Origin of the sequence: Aquimarina sp. MAR_2010_214, assembly GCF_002846555.1 — a bacterium.
Lineage (GTDB): Bacteria > Bacteroidota > Bacteroidia > Flavobacteriales > Flavobacteriaceae > Aquimarina.
In genome coordinates this window covers 2827872-2847044 of the sequence record NZ_PJMS01000001.1, presented here as the reverse complement: position 1 = coordinate 2847044, position 19173 = coordinate 2827872, and the positions used below count along the sequence as shown (strand labels likewise).

Below are 19173 nucleotides of genomic sequence, written 5' to 3'. Positions count from 1 at the left end.
ATAAGATTAATCAGTTAGACAGCAACGAAATAAGCTCTATCCTATTATTTATCTTACATTTTCTGTAAATATTGGAAACATGTGTTTTTACCGTAGGAATTGATATGAATAACTGTTCTGATATTTGTTTATATGTATTTCCTTTAATAAGAAGTAAGGCGATTTCCTTTTCTCTATTGGTCAAGGAATAATTAATCAGGTTTTGCTCTTTCACAGTATTTTTAGGCCTAAAAAGAGACAGTCGCTCTATATCACTCCATAATTTACTTCCTGCAAGTACAATAAAAATCAATGGAAGCGTAAACCCAATTTTTGTATTTATACCATTTAGGTCTGCAACATAATTGGTAAGTAAAGAAAGTGGAATCATAATAAGGACGGCAATTGCAATATACCGTTCCATTTTTTCACGATGTACTATGTTTACTTTGGGTTTGGTAACCCTTACCAGAATCATTGACAAAACGACAGAAATCCCTAAAAAAAGTGCTACTACATACTGTAAAAAACCCAATATTCTGATAAAGTGCCCTGTAATCACGAGTATGATTAGCATCCCCGAAAAAGCAATTAGTAATTTTTTAAAAATAGGTTTTATAGTATGGCGCCTCTCTTCAAGAATATGCAAAGGAGTAGTAAGTGCAACCAATATCATCGCTAATAAAATAAAAACATTAGTGCTATCAGAATGGCTAAAAGGTCTAAAAAAATAGGTAATCGTTAACGCAAGAATTAACAGAAGCAGTGAAATTGTAAAGTATATAGTTTCAAGCGTTTCAATATTTTTTTTAAAGCATATAACTTCCAAAAATAATGCGATGATGATTAGGGAATACGCTAAAATCAATAAGATGATTTCTAATACTTCCATTCGTTATATACTTTAGACATAGATATTCTTATCATTCAAAAAAATAACCTTCTCTGATTACATTTAGATTATTGATCTACAAATCTAACAGATTTTTTGATAGATCGTATATTATTTATTGCACCCAAATGAGAACAATGTATTAGTATTCTATATAATGAAGCTGTAGTCTTCTATTATGATTTAAGATCAATTTCTTTTAGGTTTTCAATCTTATTTCTCGAAAGAAAATCGTCTATGGTTTCAAAATGTTCGATTACTCTTTTGTTTTTAAATTCAAATACTTTTTGTGATAACCCTTGTAAAAAATCACGATCATGAGAAACCAAAATCAAGGTACCATCAAAATTTAGTAAAGCTTCTTTTAGTACATCTTTTGACTTTAAATCCAAATGATTGGTTGGCTCATCGAGAATTAAAAGATTAACCGGCTCTAAAAGTAACTTAACCATTGCCAGTCGTGTTCGTTCTCCTCCTGAAAGAACACTCACTTTTTTATCGATATCATCACCACCAAACATAAACTGTCCCAAAATATTCTTGATCTGTGTTCGTACCTCTCCTTCTGCTACCTCATCAACCGTCTGAAATACAGTAAGGTTCTGATCCAATAATGCCGCTTGGTTTTGCGCAAAATATCCTACTTTAACATTATGCCCCAGATCACAAGTTCCCTCATACTCAATCTCTCCCATAATCGCTTTGATCATCGTGGATTTACCTTCACCATTACGTCCTACAAATGACACTTTTTCTCCTCTGGAAATCGATAAATTTGCATTTTTAAACACTACATGCTCATCATAGCTTTTTGATAAATCTTTTGCTATTACGGGATAATCTCCCGATCGAACTGATGATGGAAATCTGAGTTTTAAGGATGAAGTATCGATCTCATCAATCTCGATAATCTGTAACTTCTCTAACATACGTTCTCTCGAATTTACCTGATTGGTTTTTGAGTACGTACCTTTAAACCGTTCGATAAATGTTTTGGTATCTGCAATAAATTTTTGTTGTTCCTGGTATGCTTTTATTTGATTTGCTCTTCTTTCTTCTCGTAGTTGCAGATAATGCGAATAATTTGCTTTATAGTCATAGATCCTTCCCATTGTCACCTCAATAGTTCTATTGGTGATTGTATCGATAAACGTTTTATCATGAGAGATAACGATAACCGCCTTGGCTTTATTAATCAAAAAGTCCTCTAGCCAGATTACAGATTCTATATCTACATGATTAGTAGGCTCATCCAAAAGGATTAAATCTGGTTTCTGTAATAAGATTTTGGCAAGCTCTATACGCATTCTCCACCCACCACTAAACTCACTGGTGGGTCGTGTAAAATCTTCTCTCTTAAACCCAAGTCCTTTTAGCGCCTTCTCTACTTCGGCATCATAATTCACTTCTTCTACAGCATAAAACTTCTCTCCCAGATCAGTTACTTTTTCTATAATTGCCATATACTCGCTGGATTCATAATCAGTACGAGTTTCAAGTTCTTTATTTAATCGATCCATCTCCTCCTGCATCCCCAAAATATCGCCAAAAGCTTTTAATGCTTCTTCAAATACAGTACAATCATCATCTGTTAATAGATGTTGTGGTAAATATGCAATTACTGCTTCTTTGGGACATCTAACATGCCCTCTGTTTGCTTTCTGTGCTCCTGCAATAATTTTCATCATAGTGGATTTACCAGCACCATTCTTACCCATTAAGGCAATTTTATCATTTTCATTGATAACAAAAGAAACATTACTAAATAATGTTTCACCACTAAACTCTACAGCAATTCCATCTACAGAAATCATATCTTTCTAATTTGAGAATGCAAAACTAAAAAAAAGCAGGTCATCATAAAGAAATCTGATTATATTTTGAATATATATTGTATTCCAAAAAATTACTACCTTGAAAACGTAATTTCACTAAGGTGTTTTTTTATGTCTGACAAACCCGAATTATACTTTAAAACTGATCAGGAATGGCGTTCCTGGCTTCATGAGAATCATAACCTATCTCACGGAGTATACCTTATACTTTACAAAGTAGAAAGTAAACAACCTAGTATGCGGTGGGAAGAAGCTGTAAAAGTAGCATTATGCTATGGTTGGATAGATTCTACGGTAAAAAGGCTAGATGATCAGCGCCGAAGACAATACTTCTGCCCTCGTAAGTCCAAAAGTGTTTGGAGCAAAGTCAATAAAACTCATATTATAGATCTTATTAAAAATGATCTTATGCATCAAAGTGGTTTGATGAGTATCGAATTAGCTAAAAAGAATGGTTCATGGATAGCTCTTGATGATGTAGAAAATGGTATCATTCCCAAAGATTTACAACATGCATTTGATCAAAACCCTCTAGCTTTTGAAAACTACCAAAACTTTGCGAGAGGGTATCGTAAGAGCTACCTCTACTGGATTCATCAAGCCAAACGACAGGAAACCCGTGATAAACGCATTGTAGAAATTATTAAATTCTGTAAAGCAAATATCAAGTCCCGCGATAATTGGTAAAAAAACAGTTTAAATACCTTCATTATGTAATGGTAATGCAAACTTTGGGATGAAAAACAACTTTATTTATAAATAATAAAAGTGCTTAAATCTACTCCTCTATCTCCCTTAACACCACTTTAAGAGATTTTATATGATAAATCATTATTTTCGGATCATATAAATCACTCATCATGTATAAACATCTACTACTTGCTATTTTCTACACCACAATAACAACCTCATTATCAGCTCAAAACGTTAAAGTTCCTATCGATACTACTATCGTTACAAATCATACAACTACTATAAAAGGGAAAACCGTTGCGTATAAAGCAACAGTAGGATTTCAACCTGTTTGGGATGAAACAGGAATACCTATAGCTTCTTTATGTTATACCTATTACAAAAGATCTGATATCAAAAATGATGAAAACCGACCTTTACTCATTTCATTTAATGGTGGTCCCGGATCAGCTTCAGTTTGGATGCATATCGCCTATACAGGTCCTCGCATTCTTAAGATTGATAATGAAGGATTTCCTGTACAACCTTATGGAGTCAAAGCCAATCCTAATTCGGTGTTGGATGTAGCAGATATTGTTTTTGTAAATCCTGTAAACACGGGGTATTCTAGAATGATCCCCGGAAAAGACGGAAAAATGCCTGATAAAAAGTTATTCTTTGGGGTAGAAGCAGATGTAAAATACCTGGCCAATTGGATCAATACGTTTGTAACCCGAAATAATCGTTGGCGATCTCCAAAATATCTTATCGGAGAAAGTTATGGAACCACACGAGTTTCTGGATTAGCTCTTGAGTTACAAAATAACCAATGGATGTATCTTAACGGAGTGATATTAGTCTCTCCTACCGAAATAGGTTTTAAATTTGATGGCCCTGTAGAAGTAGCAAATCGACTTCCTTATTTTGCAGCAGCAGCATGGTATCATAAAATGCTACCGCCAGAACTACAGAATAAAGACTTACTCGAAGTACTTCCAGAAGTAGAGAACTATACGATCAATGAACTGCTTCCTGCAATTGTAAAAAGCGGATATCTGGATACTACCAAAAAAGAAGAAGTTATCAATAAGATGGCTTACTACTCTGGACTTTCTAAGAAAACAATACGACAGCATAATCTTGAAGTACCCAAATCATATTTCTGGAAAGATCTTTTACGAGATAAAGAAGGGTATACGATTGGCCGATTGGATTCTCGATATAAAGGAATGGATATAAAGGATGCAGGAGATAATCCTGATTATAATAGTGAGCTAACTTCCTGGCTTCATTCATTTACACCAGCTATCAATTATTACTATAGCCAGGAATTAAAATTTAAAACCGACTTAAAATATAATATGTTTGGTCCGGTAAGACCATGGGATAGAACCAAAGGTAATAATACAGGTGAAAACTTAAGAAGAGCTATGGCTATGAATGCCAACCTTCATACTATGATTCAATCGGGTTATTATGATGGTGCTACTACGTATTTTAATGCTAAATATGTAATGTGGCAACTCAACGCAAATGGAAAACTTACAAATCGCCTTAATTTTAAAGGATATCGCAGTGGTCATATGATGTATCTGCGTAATGAAGATCTGATTAAGGCTAATGATGATATTAGAGCATTTATTACCAAATCGTCTGTTAATATCAATAAAGGATCAAAATATTAAGCTTATGGCTGCTATTATTAAAATCAAACCGTTAGGCTTCCCTTGGGAAACCAGTGATCCATTTTTATTTTGTGCATATCATGAGGATCAATATCCAAAAGGAAATGGAAAATTAGGTCCCAATGCATCATTAGAGGGTCGTAATCTTGGTCAGGATTTCACTCTTAAAGATGGGTGGCGAATGTATCATGGAACCAAAATACCTGGTTTCCCCGCACATCCTCATCGAGGTTTTGAAACCGTTACAGTTGTCCAAAAAGGATTAGTGGACCATTCTGATTCACTTGGAGCTGCAGGACGTTTTGGTAATGGTGATGTACAATGGATGACCGCTGGTAAAGGCGTACAACATTCTGAAATGTTTCCTTTATTACATACCGAAAAAGAAAATCCTTTTTTATTATTTCAGATTTGGCTTAATCTTCCGAGAGACAAAAAAATGGTAGAGCCACATTTTAAAATGCTTTGGAGTGAAGAGGTTCCTAAAATAAAGAAACAGGATAAGCATGGGTATACAACTGAGGTTACTTTAATTGCAGGGAAATTAGATGATGTAACAGCTCCCTCTTCTGCTCCCGATTCCTGGGCAGCAGATCCAAATAATGAAATAGCGATATGGACTATCAAAATGGCTCCCAATGCAACATTTACATTTCCTAAAGCATCTACAGAGATAAACAGGTCGTTATATTTCTTTAAAGGAGCCGAAGTTATGAGTGAAGGATATACTATTCCTGTACATCATGAAATCATTCTAAATGCAGATCAGGAATTCATCTTAAAAAATGGCAATACAGAAGCCCATATATTATTATTACAAGGTAAACCAATGAATGAACCTATAGTGAAACATGGGCCATTTGTCATGAATAGCCAGATAGAAATCAGAGAGGCGATACAAGAATATCAACAAACAGAATTTGGAGGCTGGCCCTGGGGTAGTTACGATCATGTTCATTCTCCTTCTAAAGGCAGGTTTGCTCTATATCCTGATGGTACAGAAATAAAAAAGTAACATAGCCTATCTTAATAGTGGGGAAATAATGCTTATCTTTAATTCTAACATGTATTAACAACATCATTATCATTACCTTAGAAGATTTGATTTAAATGTGTAATCGAAAAACATTTCTTTTACCCCTTCTGTTTTTTCTGTGTTCAATTTTATTTTTTTCTTGCTCAAAAGAAAAAATATTAACGAATGCTGAAACGGATTGGCTAAAACAAAATGATTCTATTACAATAGCTTTATTTCCGTATTACCCACCATATCAATTTATAAATAATAATACGACTATTGAGGGTATTTTTATTGAATACTTTAATCTGATTGAAGATAAAATAGGACATAAATTTAAACGAAAATATTATTCTGATTGGTCCGAACTGGTTAAGGATGCCAAAAGTCAAAATATTGATATAATTCTGGAAGCTCAACAAACCTGGGACCGTAGTCAATATCTAAACTTTTATACCGAATTCTTTGACACTCCTTTTGTTCTTGTGGCTTCAAAAGATACTCCCGATGGACTTACTTTAAAAGATTTTAGTACTAAAACTATAACTGTTCCTCTTGGGTATTCTTCAGAAGAATACTTAAGAAAAAAACATCCCGAAATTAATCTTAAAACCTATCTCAACGAAAGTATCGCTCTACAAAAGGTGCAGATAGGGGAACACGATGCGTATTTTGGCCCAAAAACTGTGGCTAATTTTTTAATAAAATCCAAAAATTTTGACAACCTTAAAATCATAGCTGAAACTAAATATTCTTATGTTCCTAGTATTGCTGTTGCTAAAGACAATACCGTTTTAAATAAAATCATTCAAAAAGCAACTAGCAATATTTCTGATAGTGAAAAACAAAATATTGTAGAAAACTGGCTTTACATTAAAACAAAACCATTTTATAAAAACCCTAATTTTTTGATTCCTTTTGTCTTGTTCATATTGTTGGGTCTGCTCATTGTTTTAGGAATCAATTTTTATTTGGGGTACATCGTAAAACACAAAACAAAAGCACTACGAATAGCTAAAGATAATGCTGAAAAGGATAATCAATTAAAAACAGCATTTATTCATAATATATCCCACGAAATCCGAACACCAATGAATGGTATCGTTGGTTTTTCGCAACTGCTAAAAGAACCTAAAGTAACAGATAATGAAAAAGCAGAATACACAAAAATCATAGTCAAAAGCAGTAAACAATTAATCGATTGTATGGATAACATACTCGAAATTTCGAAACTACAAACAAGGCAGGTCATTCTCACCCATGAAGAAACTGATCTATACGAAGTTTTTGATGTTATTTTTTCGACTTTCGAAACAAAAGCAAAGAAAAAAGGAATCTCCCTTATACTTAATAACAACTTGCTAGATGATCAACGTTATGTGTTTATTGATAAATCTAAGTTTCTTAAAAGTATAAATAGTCTAGTTAAAAATGCAATTAAATACACCCAAAAAGGAGCTGTCCTTGTTTCGGTTATGGTACAAAAAGATGCTTTGATTATTAATGTACGAGACTCTGGAATAGGAATTGATCCTAAGGATCAACAGCTTTTATTTAAGAGTTTTTCTCAATCAGAATATCAAATTTCAAGAAACTATGGAGGATTAGAGCTTACTATAGGTAAAGAATACACAAACTTAATGGGAGGTCAATTATCTTTTTCTTCTATTCCCGAAAAAGGGTCTACATTTCGTATCGTACTACCTTATAATCCGATTACAGTTTCAAATAACCATAATGCTTCTTCATCGACCTTCATAAAAGAAACAAAAGCTAAGCAACACGTAGTATTGATTGCAGAGGATGGCGAAGTTAATTTCTTAGTACTTAAAACAATCTTACTAAAAACAGAAAATTATCATTTTGTTATTCATCGAGCAAAAAACGGAAAAGAAGCTCTAGCATTTTGCAAAGAAAACAATACAATTGATATGGTGTTTATGGACATTAAGATGCCCGAAATGGATGGGTACGATGCTACAAGGTTTATAAAACAATTGCATCCTGAGCTTCCCATAATTGCACAAACCGCATATGCTACCAAAGAAGATATCCTCAATGCTTTTGTTGCAGGATGCGATGATTTTATTTCAAAACCTGTTGATCCTACAGCTGTAAAAAAGGTAATTAAAAAATATTTACCTATATATTCTATCTAAAATAGCACAACACATTAGGTTGAAAAAAAACCATAACACACAAAATTACATTAATCGATACAATCTATAAATAAGGCAGGTGTTTCTTGAAAGTCTTACTATTAAATAGTATCTTTATTAATAAGGAGCAAGAAAAGTAAGGGATAACTAGTAAAAAGCTATGGCAAAAAAATTACTGTATATTTTCTGTTTCCTTATTGTATTGATAAATTCTTTTTCTTGTTCAGAATCAACGATTCTAAGTGACAAAGAGAAAGATTGGTTACAAAACAACGATAGCATTTCTGTTGGACTTTTTCCATACTATGCCCCATATCAATTCATTAATGAAAATGATAAAGTAGATGGTATCCTAATCGACTATCTCTCTCTTATCGAAAATAAGCTAGATCATAAATTTCAAAGAAAATTATACACCAATTGGGAACAGCTATTAAATGATGTAAAAAATAATAAAATTGACATCGTTTTAGAAATTCAACAAACCAATAAAAGGAATACCTATCTTAATTTCTACTCTCAACTTTTTGAATCTAGGCACGCTATTGTAACTCAAAAAAATATAGATTACGGTACAAACTTAAAAGACTATAAAGGCAAAGTAATTACGGTTCCAAAAGATTATGGAATTTATGAGATCTTGAAAGAACATGAAAAAAATCTCAATATTTCTACCGAAATAGACGATTTAAGTTGTTTAAGAAAAGTTAGTTCTGGAAAATATCATGCTTATATAGGACCAAAGGCTGTAGCAAATTACCTCATAAAAACAGAAAATCTTGATAATCTTAAAATTGTTTCAGAAACTCAATATATATATGCTCCAAGTCTTGCAGTTCAGAAAAAGAATACTAAGCTTAACGAAATTATCTCTAAGACTGCCAGCAGTATTACGGATCATGAAAAAGAAATTGTTTTTGATAATTGGTTGTATCAGGCTATTGTCCCTTTTTATAAAAAAACAAGTTTCTGGATTACGCTTACTGGGATTATACTATTATCACTAGTTATCATTCTTCTTCTTAACAGATATCTCAAATACTTAATTAAACAAAAAACAAAAGAATTAAATATTGCTAAAGAACGTGCAGAAGAAAGTAATAAACTAAAAACTGCATTTATTCATAATATTTCTCATGAAGTGCGCACCCCAATGAATGGAATTATAGGTTTTTCTGAATTACTTAATGATCCAGAAATTACTCCAAATCAACAAAAAGAATATTCAAAAATCATTATTGACAGTAGCAATCAATTAATCAATATCATAGATGATATTATTGAAATCTCTAAATTAGAAACCAATCAAGTCGAAGTTCGTTTTGAAGAAATAAACCTGAACGAAGTATTACAATTCTTGTTTTCAAGTTTTCAGAGCAAAGCCATTAGCAAGAATATTGCAATACATCTTAATAACAAATTAACCGATGATCAAAGTATCATACTTATGGATAAGCTAAAAATCAATAAAATTTTACAAAATCTTATTGATAATGCAATTAAGTTCACAACCAAAGGTATGATTGAAATTTCTTGTGAAATTGAGGGTGATTCTTTAATAATAACAATAAGAGATACAGGAATAGGTATCAAACCAAAAGATCAGGAATTAATTTTCAGAAACTTTTCTCAATCTGAAAAGGAAGTAACAAAAAGCTATGATGGACTTGGATTAGGCTTATCGATTGCTCAGAAAAATGCTAAATTAATTGGAGGCGATATTTCATTTGCTTCTATGGTAAATAAAGGTTCAATATTTACATTAACAGTGCCATATCATCCCATTGTCACCCCACAAGTAGATAATCACTTAGCTAAAGAAAAAACTCAAGACATTCCTATAAAACAGGTTATTTTAATTGTAGAAGATGGAGATGTGAATTTTTTATTCCTTAAAACGGTGCTACTTAAAATGAAAGGGTATAAATTTGTTATTCATCGTGCAGAAAATGGTAAGGAAGCAGTAGATATTTGCAAAAAAAATGATTATATCGACTTGGTTTTGATGGATATAAGAATGCCAATAATGGATGGTTATACAGCTACTAAAAGGATAAAAAAATTAAGACCCAGATTACCTATCATAGCACAAACAGCGTATTCTACAGAAGACGATATCCAAAAAGCTTTGGATGCAGGTTGTGATGATTTTGTTTCTAAACCCGTAGATAGGAAAATACTAAAGCCTATTATCAATAAATACTTTTCTGTTTTTTCAAAATCAAAACTTACATAAAATTTGAATGTCAATCAAAAATGAATATTTAGGTTTCATAAACAGTAAACCGTTATGGAAAAACAAAACTCTCTTTAATTTATCGCAATTTAATATAGAAGAGCTATTTGAAACCGATATATCCCCTAATACATTAGAGATTAATATTCGGGATAATGAAGTATTAGGTAAGCGTATAGAACACTATTTTGAATACTGTATTATCAATTCTGATCACTATGAGGTTATAGCAAAGAATATCCAGATATACCAAGACAAAATTACAATCGGAGAATTAGATTTTCTAATAAAAGATCATCGAGATAATAAAACTTTACATATTGAAATTGTATACAAATTTTATCTGCATGACCCATCGATTGAGGGTGAGCTTCAACAATGGATTGGCCCAAATCGTAAAGATACTTTACTTCAAAAAATAGAGAAATTAAAAACAAAACAATTGCCTTTACTCTACAGAAGCGAAACCTTACCTATCCTGAAAAACTTACAAATAAACTCCAAAAGCATTCATCAAAAAGTATCTTATATGGCGAATCTTTTTGTTCCTGTTTCTATGAAAAACAAACTTTTTCCTATTGTTAATAATCAATGTATTGTCGGTTTTTGGGTAACATCAGAAGCTTTTACTTCAGAGCAATATGGCACTTATCATTTTAATATTCCGAAGAAAAAAGATTGGGCTACTGACCCAAAATATTGTGACACCTGGTTTTCTTTTAATGATATAACAGAAAAGGTCCAGGTATCATTATCTCAAAAAAAATCTCCATTACTTTGGATGAAAAGTAATGGAGATTCTTATGACCGTTTTTTTATAGTTTGGTGGTAACAGGACAAACTATAATTGAAATTCTATTTTTTATAAAATATTTTAGAGATACTCTTATCTAACGAATTCATATATTGTAATTTAATAATATACGCTCCTTTAGATAAATTAGAAACATCTAATAGTTTTTGATTTTTATAACCTACTATTTTTTTACCGTATATATTATATATAGTTACAACAAACTCTTTATCTAAAACAGAGCTTTCTATCTGTAATTGATCTTTTACAGGACTAGGGAATATTTTTATATCTAATGTCTTTTCTATATCTTTTTGAGTAGAAGATAATACGCTATTTTGACAATATGTTGCATCTTGATAAGGTGTAATCGAAACCGTTTTATAAACAGGTTTCTTATAATAGTCTGCTATTTTTGAAGCCAGCCATTGGTCATCATCTCCATTAGTACCTATAGGCGCTACTCCAGTAGTAGATCCTCCTCCCCATAAAACGGTAAAGACATTCATATCAGCCAATCTTTGCATATTGGACATACTCCAATCATATCCATTATCATTGCTCAAATGCTCTCCAATATTTTTAGCTGCATAATGCGGTTGTGTTAACACTATCTTTTTTAGATCTGGATGCACTTTATTAATATCTGTTCCTATTCTATTATCCCCGAAAAAGTATGGAGCTGAAGCAGAGGAATGGTTAGCAATATCAAAATTGATGATATTCTCATCTGTAGTAGGCATATGCCCACCGGGGATTTGCCATAACATTATGGGGGCATTTCCTATTCGTTCTGCTATTTCTTTACAAAAAACCAAGTATTTGTCCCAATGTTTTGCTGTCCATGCGTAACTATCTATAGAAACGGGTCCGAAACAATCACGTTCATATCTATCAAAAGCAATAAAATCTGGTTTCCAGTTTCCCGTATATAATTCTAAATCATTCATGAAATCTGCTACTTCTATAGCTTCACTTACAGGGTCGTTATATTCATTTGCGTTTTTATATACCCAACGAGCTGATCCAGCAGACCAAACATTTTGTTGATATCCAAACGGAATTTTACATTCTCCTACATGATGAATCAAAAAATTAATTGACTGAAAGTAACCTTTTAAATCATCTGAAAAAGAAGGAATATCATTGACATTTAAGCTCTCATCTGTAAACGCTTTTTTTATGTCTTGATTCACATCAATCTTTATTGTTTGTATATTTTGATCATGCCCGAAAACTACGTCTTGTTGAATGGCACCTATTAGGTCAGGGCTTATGACAAAGGCTCCTGGATTAGGGTGATCTGCATCTTCATAACTCAGCATTACTTTAATTTCCTGAATCAAATTTCTATAATGAAAATATAAATTCTGATTCTCGGCCATATCCTTAATAGCTTCTCCTGATCCACCTCCACTAGCATTGGCTGTATAATGAACCATTACCGGAAGTACTATTTTTCCTTCTTGACTAGTTTCTAATCGTCGTGCTTGCTCAATCGTATTTACAGTAGCAGTCATATCAGGAATTTTGCCTCTATCTCCTGCTCCATCTAAACCAGAATACTTAAACAGCACACTTAATGGAGCTTTTTTTAAATCTTCATCAATAGCAGGAGCGGCATTAGTTACCGTACCATGTGATAAATATTTAGGAAATCCTTTTACTGTAAATTCTTTAACAGGGTAATTTTTAAAGGAAACATTTAGTTGGTTAGACTCACCTGCAGATATTGTTATATTGTCATCATATCTTGGTACATATATAATATCTTTCTCTGTATCGGTATAAGAAGAAATTGTTACAGAATAGTTTCCTTCCATAACTTTAGTGATCGTATTGCTACCTTCTACAATGTTTTCATTCTTGGTAACATTATCTATATCCTTATTTTTTAAATCAATTGTTGTAGAAACCCCATTAGGAAGTCCACTTACATTAACTATCAAGTTTTCTGTTTTAATAGTTGACTTAGTATAGGGTACAGAAATTGCGTTATTAGTCTCTGATGGCAAAAAAGATAACGGCGATGCCTTAGAATACTTACTTTTATAAATAGTAGTACCCAAAATAAAATCATTTGCCCATATTTGATATTGTTTATTAACTCTCAATAAACTAGTCTCTGTAGTAGTAATTGTTTTGGTTACCTGAGTATTAAAAGCAGGATTCTTATATGTAACCTCAACAGCATTAGAATCATTACCCGTTACAGTGGTAATTACATTTGTGAATAATGAAGGGTCTCCGTTTTCTGGATAAAACCGAACTGCATCTGCCAAACTCTCATAAGATGATGTTACAGCTTTCAGATTAATCTTAGCTTTAAAACTTTCGTTAGAAGACAACTTATGATCTACCCAAGCTCCATTAGCAAGTTCTATTTCAATAGTATTAAGATATTGATCTCCATTCGGAGATCGTTTCATTTTTACAGTTTTCGGATAAGAGATACTTCCATTAGGAATAAAATTCTCCAAACTGGGTATTGCATCCGATAAAAATTGAACTTTAGAGTTTCTAACGCTAATATCATTTTGCCCTGTGTTTTTTACCTCAATAACAAGGTAAACGTCTCCCCATGACTTTGGTGTAAAATCCATTTTTATTTGGTGTTCTGTTGTTTCTCCACTATAATTTCGAACAAATGTTTGTGAATAAACAAAAAAGTTTACCAGCAAAAATGTAGTGAGTAAAAATTTAAGTTTGTGTTTCATGTGTTAAGTTTTAAAAGAATAAATATTTGTATATTATTTATGAATACTTAACAAGATATGGATAGGTGAGGGTTATGTAAAAAAAAATATCTAAATGACATAAAACAACACATTATCAGCTATTTTCACTAATAAAATTATATTCCTACAAAAAAAATCTTTAGTATTCTAAAAAGAGAACACTAAAGACTTTTATTTATCTGATTTAGTTTTTGAAATAATTTATAAAACTATAATCCGCTTATATAACTCCCATACAAATCATTAAAACGAAATCCTTCAGATAGTCTATGTTTACTTAATTTTTTATATTCTACTAATCCCCACAATAAGAACTCCATCATAAAATAGCTATCTTCTGTACTAACTTCTGGTTGATATTCTTTAATCAGATTCTTGAGAGGAGTAACAGTATCTAGTTTTTCTTTATATTCTTTATCTGATATATCATCTAGTAATTCGAATCCGCTCTCTTCAAAAAACCAATTTATCAGATTCTGATATGGGCTTTCATAACCTTCTTTTTCTAGTTTTTCAATTTTCGGAAAGTATTCGGGAAATAAAGTCTTGATAGCATTAGAAATCAAAGAATGTGCTACAGAGGCAGCTCCCTCCTGCTCTCCTTCATATACCAATTCTACTTTACCTGTAATAGCAGGAATAACTCCTGTAAAATCACTTAATCGCAATAGGGTTTGATCATCATCAGATCTTAATGCTCGATATTCTGCCATACTTAATAAATTTTCATAGGCCGTAATACTCATTCTTGCACTTATACCGCTTTTATGATCAATAAACTCACTTTCTCTAGCCTGAAAACTAATTTGTTCTAACAAGTCCTTTGCCATATCTGGTACATAAACCAAATCAGCCTGTCTTGAATCTAATTTAGCTTCTTGCTGAGTAATCGTTTTTGCTATTTCTATAGTTTTGGGATAATGAGTAAGGATCTGTGAACCTATTCTATCTTTTAACGGTGTTACAATACTTCCGCGATTAGTATAATCCTCTGGATTTGCTGTAAACACAAATTGTATATCTAATGGTAATCGAAGCTTGAATCCTCTAATCTGGATATCGCCTTCCTGTAAGATATTAAATAATGCTACCTGGATACGAGCCTGTAAATCTGGTAATTCATTAATTACAAAAATACTTCGGTTTGCTCTTGGGATCATTCCAAAATGAATCACACGATCATCTGCATAACTTAATTTTAGGTTAGCTGCCTTAATTGGATCTACATCTCCTATTATATCAGCCACAGTAACATCTGGAGTTGCCAATTTTTCTGCAAAACGTTCTGATCGATGCAACCAACTAATGGGAGTATCATCACCTTTTTCTGCTATTAAATTAGTAGCATATCTCGAAATAGGATGAAACGGATCATCATTAATTTCTGAGCCTTCTACTACAGGAACCCATTCATCCAGCAAATTAATCATTTGCCGTGCTAAACGAGTTTTTGCCTGGCCACGTAATCCTAATAAATTAATATTATGCCTAGAAAGAATTGCTCTTTCTAATTCGGGAATCACCGTATTTTCATACCCATGAATTCCTGTAAAAGTATCTTCGTTATTACTAATTTTAGCTCTTAAATTATTCCTTAATTCATCTTTTATTGAAATACTCTTATATCCTGACTCTTTTAACTGGCCTAATGTTTTTATCGTTGAAATGTTCATTTTTCTTTTCGTTCTAACAATTTAATTTCTAAATCCGAATTCAATTTATCCTCGTATTCTCTTTTTTCTATTGGCTTCATAATCTTCAAAAATCATTTCACCTAGTCCATTAAGACCTGTATAAAATGCTTTCCCTTGATTCGCATGGGTAAACTCTCTTACAAACTGCATTAAATAAGGATCTTGTGCAATCATGAAAGTGGTTATAGGTATATGTAATTTTCTAGCCTGTTGAGCCATCATATAACATTTGCTTACTATATACCGGTCTAATCCGTTACTGTTTTTATAGTATTGCCCATCTGGCATTCTTAAACAACTTGGTTTACCATCGGTAATCATAAAAATCTGCTTGTTTGTATTACGTTTTCTTCGTAACATATCCATTGCCAGTTGTAAACCCGCTACAGTATTTGTATGATATGGTCCTACTTGTAAATATGGTAAATCTTTAATTGCAATAGGCCATGCATCATTACCAAAAACCAATATATCCAATGTATCTTTAGGGTATTTGGTAATGATAAGTTCTGCCAGTGCCATTGCAACTTTCTTGGCAGGAGTAATACGATCCTCTCCATACAAAATCATACTGTGGCTAATATCAATCATCAATACCGTACTCATTTGTGCTTTAAACTGGGTTTCTTCGACGACAAGATCATCTTCGGTTAAATTTAAATCACCGATTCCATGATTGATTTGCGCATTTTTAAGACTTTCTGTTATCGATATTTGTTCTAATGAATCTCCATATTGATAATTACGAAACTCCCCAGAATGTTCATCTCCTTTACCTATATAATTTGTTCTGTGATTACCTGCTCCACTTCGTTTTAGTTTTCCAAAAATTTGATCTAATGCTCTTTTTCGAATTGCTTGTTCGGTTTTGGCTGTAATAGACATTCCTCCTTTACCGTCTGGTTTTATCTCCTCTCGAATGTATCCTTTCTTTTTTAAATCCTCTACAAAATCGTCCAGCGTATAATTCTCATCAGTAAGTTGATATTCTCTATCCAGTTCTTTCATCCAGTCTAAAGCTTCATCCAAATCTCCTGAAGTATGGGTGATAACTTCCTGAAAAATATCAAAAAGCTTATCAAACGGAGACTGTTCTGGTGCCTCAAAAACTTTGAATGCAAAGCCTTTTCTAAATACTTTTTTTTCTTTTTTCATTAGATAAAGTTAGTGTAATTTATAAAAGATACTAACATATTACCTATCGAAGAACCGAGAATTAACATTTGTTTTTGAGAACTCTTATTAGAAAACAACTTCTTGTATTGTAACAAAGTACAAACAATTGTTATCTTTGAAAGGAAGGTAGTTGTTTTTAATAACATTCTGTATCATTAATTTGATCTCACAATTATATCATTCTCACTCATGAAAAAATCTATTATACTCACGTTACTTTTTCTTTTTACAATCTCTATTTCGGCACAGGATGATGTCGAAAAAGTAAAATCTACTGTTTCTAAAAATGAAATCGAAGGGCATATTTATTTTCTAGCTTCAGATGAACTAAAAGGTAGACAAACCGGAAGTCCTGAAAACAAAATTGCTGCGCAATATCTAGCAAATATGCTACGAGGGTATGGGGTAAAACCAATTCCTGAAACAACTAGTTATTTTCAAAATGTAGATCTACAGAAAACATCGGGAGCTACAAAAACCGAATTTAAAACAGGAGCTTTAGTTCTAAATAAAATAGCTACAGTAACACCAGGAAATGCTAATTATAAAGGAAAAGCTATTTTCTTAAATCACGGTCTTGAAGAAGATTATAATACTATTGATGTAAAAGGAAAATATGTAATTGCAATTATAGGAACCAAAGACGATAAAAATATCAGACCCGCCTTTTCTAAAGCAAAAGAAAAAATTGAGCTCGCCAAACAAAATGGAGCTATTGGTATTATAGAAGTTGCTAATTTTGATGATCCAACATGGATGAGATTAGAACATTATCTAAATGGAGAAAAGATGGTTATTGCAGATCAAAACAAAGATTCTGGCTCCTTTTCTCATACATGGATAAATGACCAAAATGAAGATATTAGTAAACTCTTTGTAACGAATAAGGAGATTGATATTGAATTTACTATTGAAGGAATTAAAAAAAGCGCCGTTACCTCACAAAATGTTGTTGGTTATGTAGAAGGTACTGATCCCAAACTTAAAAATGAATATATCATTTATTCTGCTCACTACGATCACGTAGGTATTGGTAAGGCTGTTGAAAATGATTCTATATACAATGGAGCTCGCGATAATGCTGTAGGTACAGTTACTGTACTTTCTGCGGCAGAAAACATTGCGAAATATCCAACCAAAAGATCAGCGCTTTTTATCCTTTTTACAGGAGAAGAAAAAGGGTTATTAGGAAGTAAGTGGTATGTAAATCATCCGGTAATTCCTTTACATCAAATGGTATATTGCTTTAATAGTGATAATGGAGGTTATAATGATACAACGTTGGCAACTATTATCGGTTTAAGTAGAACAACTGCACAAAAAGATATTGAAGACGCTGCTGCCCAATTTGGACTAAAAGCAATTGATGACCCTGCTCCCGAGCAAGGATTATTCGATCGGTCTGATAATGTGCACTTTGCCGCAAAGGGGATCCCTGCACCCACTTTTAGTATGGGATTCACTGCTTTTGATGAAGAAATCACAAAGTACTACCACCAGGTTACCGATAATCCTGACACTTTAGATTATAACTATTTACTTAAGTTTTTTCAGTCTTATGTTTTAGCATGCAGAAACATCGCTAATAATGCAACAACTCCTTTTTGGGTAGAAGGAGATAAATATTATGAAGCTGGTAAGAAACTGTATAAGAAATGAGAATAATATAATCTCCATATAAAAATCTCCCATATTTGATAATTTCACAATAAAAAGGAATAAAAAATTAGAATTTTAAGAGATATTATAATTATTTTAACATAATAATATCACAAAAAGGGGATTTAAGTATTAATTTTACAATACCCCTTTTTTAAGATATTGGTTAAAGCACTATAACAAATACATATGATAATATACGTAAACCCAATGTAATTACATATTATTCATTGATATAGTATGTAATTCAAAAAATCGTTAGATTATGAAAAATTACATACCCTTTCTATTCTTATTTTTTTCATTTTTAGTATTTCCAAATAGTAGTATTGAATCGTATTTATACGAAATTATTATTGATCAAAATCAAAACCCTCGTGATCGTAAACTTTCTACAGAAGAAGTTAAAGAAAGAGGACTTGATCTTTTGGCCAATCAAATTGTCGAAAATATTGATGAAATTGATTTGCGAAAAACAGCGAGATCTGCGATTTTCGAAACGTCTTATGGTTTTAGATGGAAAATGGTAAATTTACACACCGGTAAAATAATCATTGTAAAAGTTGATAAAAACTTTCATCTTATTTCTGCACGAAATAGTGACAAATCAAAGGTTATGATACCGTAACAACAAACG

The 19173-nt window shown here is 32.2% G+C and carries 13 protein-coding genes; 8 read left to right on the top strand and 5 right to left on the bottom strand.

Annotation, left to right across the window (positions count from 1 at the left end):
• Nucleotides 1-10 precede the first annotated feature (10 nt).
• Together ATE84_RS12020 and ATE84_RS12015 are read right to left on the bottom strand one after the other, a co-directional pair.
• On the bottom strand, nt 11-871 hold the full coding sequence (locus ATE84_RS12020; RefSeq protein ID WP_101448190.1) for a response regulator transcription factor: 861 nt from the start codon (nt 869-871) through the stop codon (nt 11-13).
• 176 nt (nt 872-1047) lie between these two features.
• Nucleotides 1048-2685, bottom strand: coding sequence for an ABC-F family ATP-binding cassette domain-containing protein (locus ATE84_RS12015; protein WP_101448189.1), 1638 nt, complete (start codon nt 2683-2685; stop codon nt 1048-1050).
• Nucleotides 2686-2817: 132 nt separating this feature from the next.
• On the opposite strand from ATE84_RS12015, the gene ATE84_RS12010 reads away from it, so the two are divergent.
• The 6 genes from ATE84_RS12010 to ATE84_RS11985 all read left to right on the top strand — a co-directional run bounded on the left by ATE84_RS12010 (nt 2818) and on the right by ATE84_RS11985 (nt 11308).
• The gene (locus tag ATE84_RS12010; protein WP_101448188.1) at nt 2818-3393 is read left to right on the top strand and encodes a YdeI family protein; all 576 of its coding nucleotides are present in this window, start codon (nt 2818-2820) and stop codon (nt 3391-3393) included.
• A 173-nt stretch (nt 3394-3566) separates the two neighbouring features.
• A complete protein-coding gene (locus ATE84_RS12005) occupies nt 3567-5063 on the top strand; it encodes a S10 family peptidase (protein ID WP_101448187.1) in 1497 nt (498 codons plus the stop codon).
• A gap of 4 nt (nt 5064-5067) precedes the next feature.
• Nucleotides 5068-6078 carry a pirin family protein gene (locus ATE84_RS12000; protein WP_101448186.1) on the top strand — a complete coding sequence of 337 codons (1011 nt, stop codon included), beginning with the start codon at nt 5068-5070 and terminating at the stop codon, nt 6076-6078.
• 95 nt (nt 6079-6173) lie between these two features.
• Nucleotides 6174-8240 carry a transporter substrate-binding domain-containing protein gene (locus tag ATE84_RS11995; protein ID WP_101448185.1) on the top strand — a complete coding sequence of 689 codons (2067 nt, stop codon included), beginning with the start codon at nt 6174-6176 and terminating at the stop codon, nt 8238-8240.
• A gap of 160 nt (nt 8241-8400) precedes the next feature.
• Nucleotides 8401-10476, top strand: a complete 2076-nt coding sequence (locus ATE84_RS11990; protein ID WP_101448184.1) for a transporter substrate-binding domain-containing protein — start codon at nt 8401-8403, stop codon at nt 10474-10476.
• A gap of 7 nt (nt 10477-10483) precedes the next feature.
• Nucleotides 10484-11308 (top strand): DUF1853 family protein, encoded by an 825-nt coding sequence (locus ATE84_RS11985; RefSeq protein WP_101448183.1) that lies wholly within the window; start codon nt 10484-10486, stop codon nt 11306-11308.
• Nucleotides 11309-11331: 23 nt separating this feature from the next.
• Here ATE84_RS11985 and ATE84_RS11980 read toward each other — a convergent pair whose 3' ends face one another.
• The 3 genes from ATE84_RS11980 to ATE84_RS11970 all read right to left on the bottom strand — a co-directional run bounded on the left by ATE84_RS11980 (nt 11332) and on the right by ATE84_RS11970 (nt 16856).
• Nucleotides 11332-13986, bottom strand: a complete 2655-nt coding sequence (locus ATE84_RS11980) for a T9SS type A sorting domain-containing protein (RefSeq protein ID WP_101448182.1) — start codon at nt 13984-13986, stop codon at nt 11332-11334.
• A 230-nt stretch (nt 13987-14216) separates the two neighbouring features.
• Nucleotides 14217-15680 (bottom strand): sigma 54-interacting transcriptional regulator, encoded by a 1464-nt coding sequence (locus ATE84_RS11975; RefSeq protein ID WP_101448181.1) that lies wholly within the window; start codon nt 15678-15680, stop codon nt 14217-14219.
• 45 nt (nt 15681-15725) lie between these two features.
• Nucleotides 15726-16856: a VWA domain-containing protein gene (locus tag ATE84_RS11970; RefSeq protein WP_101448180.1), complete on the bottom strand. Its 1131-nt coding sequence runs from the start codon at nt 16854-16856 to the stop codon at nt 15726-15728.
• 210 nt (nt 16857-17066) lie between these two features.
• Between ATE84_RS11970 and ATE84_RS11965 the strand changes: the two genes are divergently transcribed.
• Complete coding sequence (locus ATE84_RS11965) at nt 17067-18536, top strand: M28 family peptidase (protein WP_101448179.1); 1470 nt, start codon at nt 17067-17069, stop codon at nt 18534-18536.
• Nucleotides 18537-18801: 265 nt separating this feature from the next.
• Nucleotides 18802-19164 (top strand): hypothetical protein, encoded by a 363-nt coding sequence (locus ATE84_RS11960; protein WP_101448178.1) that lies wholly within the window; start codon nt 18802-18804, stop codon nt 19162-19164.
• The last annotated feature ends 9 nt before the right edge of the window (nt 19165-19173 follow it).